Below are 1,868 nucleotides of genomic sequence, written 5' to 3'. Positions count from 1 at the left end.
CCTCGTCCGGCTTTCGGCTGTGCTCCTGGATCGGGGCAATAATGAATTGATGGACGTTTGCCGCCTGCCGTTTCGGGTGTCCCCGTGTCGCCAGCAGGCAAACCTCCGCGTTGCCCCTCGTCCAAAAACCCAGGCCATAAAACCAGCTCTCGGACTTTCGGTTTTTCTTCAGCCACACAAACGCCACGCTTTTGTAAGTAAAGCCCCATGCATTGATCAGCCGCAGGGCCTCCGGGAGCTGGGGGAACGTGGCCCACAAAAAAAGCACGCTGTCCGGGGCCGCCAGATCAGCCACCGGGAGCGTGCATAACTTGTCAATCCCCATTGTGGGGTAATGCTTCTCCGCCGCACCCTGCAAGCCCTTTTGCGTGTAGCGCCAGGGGGGATCGGCATAGATCACAGAATACTGTCCGATAGTTACACTCCTTTCTCCCCGGCCTCCAACGCTGCCCGCGCCAGACGGATGCGCTCTGTGGCGGCGGCGTAGTAGGCGGGGACGGTTTCAAAACAGATGAAGCGGCGGCCCGTATTGAGGGCGGCAACCGCTGTTGTGGCAGAGCCCGCGCAGATGTCCGCAACCACCTCGCCGGGCCGGGTGTAGGTTTTGATGAAATACTCGCACAGGGCCACCGGCTTCTGCGTGGGGTGGACGGTGCGCTGGACGGCTGGAAAGGTCAGCACGTTTCCGGGAAAGCGCAGGCCGTCCTCCGATCCGCTGCCGGAACGGGTGAATTTTCCGTAGTTGGTGCTGTTCCCGTTATTGCCCGCAATTTTCTTGTAGGGCTTGCCCTGCTCAAACTGCGGATTGTAAAGCGGGAGCTTCTGATAGAACACCAAAATATTCTCCGTCTTTTTCAGCGGAGCGCGGCGGGCGTTGAGAAAGCCTGTGCAGCGGCTTTTGTACCATACCCACTCATAGCGGAGCATGGACAGGTTGGATGCCCCCAGCACCTTGTCATAGGGGCATTGGGCAAAGAACAGTACAGCGCCGTCCGGCTTGACCGCCCACTTGACCGCCTCCCACAGCTCCGGGAGCGGCAGAGGTACATCCCAAAAATTCCGGGTGGTGCCATAGGGCGGATCGGTCAAGAGCATATCCACAGAATGACGGGGCAGGGAGCGCAGGCCCTCAATGCCATCCATAAGGAACAGGCCCTCCGGGAGCTCCGGGGACTTCTGGACACTTTGTCCAGAGATGCCCTTATCGGTCATCCCTGGCCTCCTTGCCCTTTGCCAGGGCGGGCCGGGCGGCGTTTTCACGGGCGGCCTGCGCCCGCCCCTCGGCTAACTGCTGGGCAATCTTCTTCGCGTCATCCCTGCCGCCCAGCAATTCCCGCTTTTGCAAAACGGCCTCCGTTTCCGCCATAAAGCGGTAAACATCGGCCTGGTTGAAGTCCTCCGGCGCTTTCCCGTTCCACAGGCGCGACCCGTCGGGCCCATATCTTCTCGGCATATAACACCCCTTTCTCAATGTGCGCTAAAGATACTTCGCGCAATCGTCCCGGTTTTGAACAGCATGAAGCAGAGCAAAACCGTATAGCCCACGGTGCCCCATATCGCTCCGATGGGATCTCCGCCCGTGGCAATTCCCTGGATCAGCACCGCATAAATCGCAACACACACCAGAATGAGCAGCCCCTGGAAGCCCACGGCAAACAGGGAGCGCAGATAGTTCTGCCCGATCTGTCCCACCTCCCGGTGGGAGATCGTTGCCATAGGGATGGGGGCCAAACTGGTGAGCAGTAGGGTAAGAACCCGGCGCCTTGCCATATTGCTATGGTAGGTTTCCGAGAACTCCCCTCCGAACCGGACTTACACCTCTCAGCGTATCCGGCTCTCCAGATGTCAGTCTAATTTCCCAGCGTGTA

At 59.4% G+C, this 1,868-nt stretch carries 3 protein-coding genes and 1 pseudogene; all 4 read right to left on the bottom strand.

Annotated features, from left to right (window positions below; translation table 11 throughout):
- On the bottom strand, positions 1 to 400 hold a 400-nt coding region (locus EJL02_RS13945; RefSeq protein ID WP_442858030.1), incomplete at its 3' end, for an MT-A70 family methyltransferase.
- 17 nt (positions 401 to 417) lie between these two features.
- Positions 418 to 1,212 (bottom strand): DNA-methyltransferase, encoded by a 795-nt coding sequence (locus tag EJL02_RS13940; protein ID WP_125116955.1) that lies wholly within the window; start codon positions 1,210 to 1,212, stop codon positions 418 to 420.
- The gene (locus EJL02_RS13935; protein WP_125116954.1) at positions 1,202 to 1,453 is read right to left on the bottom strand and encodes a hypothetical protein; all 252 of its coding nucleotides are present in this window, start codon (positions 1,451 to 1,453) and stop codon (positions 1,202 to 1,204) included. Before EJL02_RS13935 ends, EJL02_RS13940 begins: the two co-directional genes overlap by 11 nt.
- 14 nt (positions 1,454 to 1,467) lie before the next feature.
- A pseudogene (locus tag EJL02_RS13930) lies at positions 1,468 to 1,743 on the bottom strand (hypothetical protein); the annotation flags it as partial.
- Positions 1,744 to 1,868: the final 125 nt, after the last annotated feature.

Source organism: Agathobaculum sp. Marseille-P7918, assembly GCF_900625105.1.
In the GTDB taxonomy this organism is placed as follows: domain Bacteria; phylum Bacillota; class Clostridia; order Oscillospirales; family Butyricicoccaceae; genus Agathobaculum.
This window is presented reverse-complemented; position numbering and strand designations above follow the sequence as displayed.

Excerpts from the sequence above, each read along its gene's own strand:
- EJL02_RS13940 (WP_125116955.1), bottom strand. The coding sequence starts at position 1,212 with ATGACCGATAAGGGCATCTCTGGACAAAGTGTCCAGAAGTCCCCGGAG.
- EJL02_RS13935 (WP_125116954.1), bottom strand. The coding sequence starts at position 1,453 with ATGCCGAGAAGATATGGGCCCGACGGGTCGCGCCTGTGGAACGGGAAA.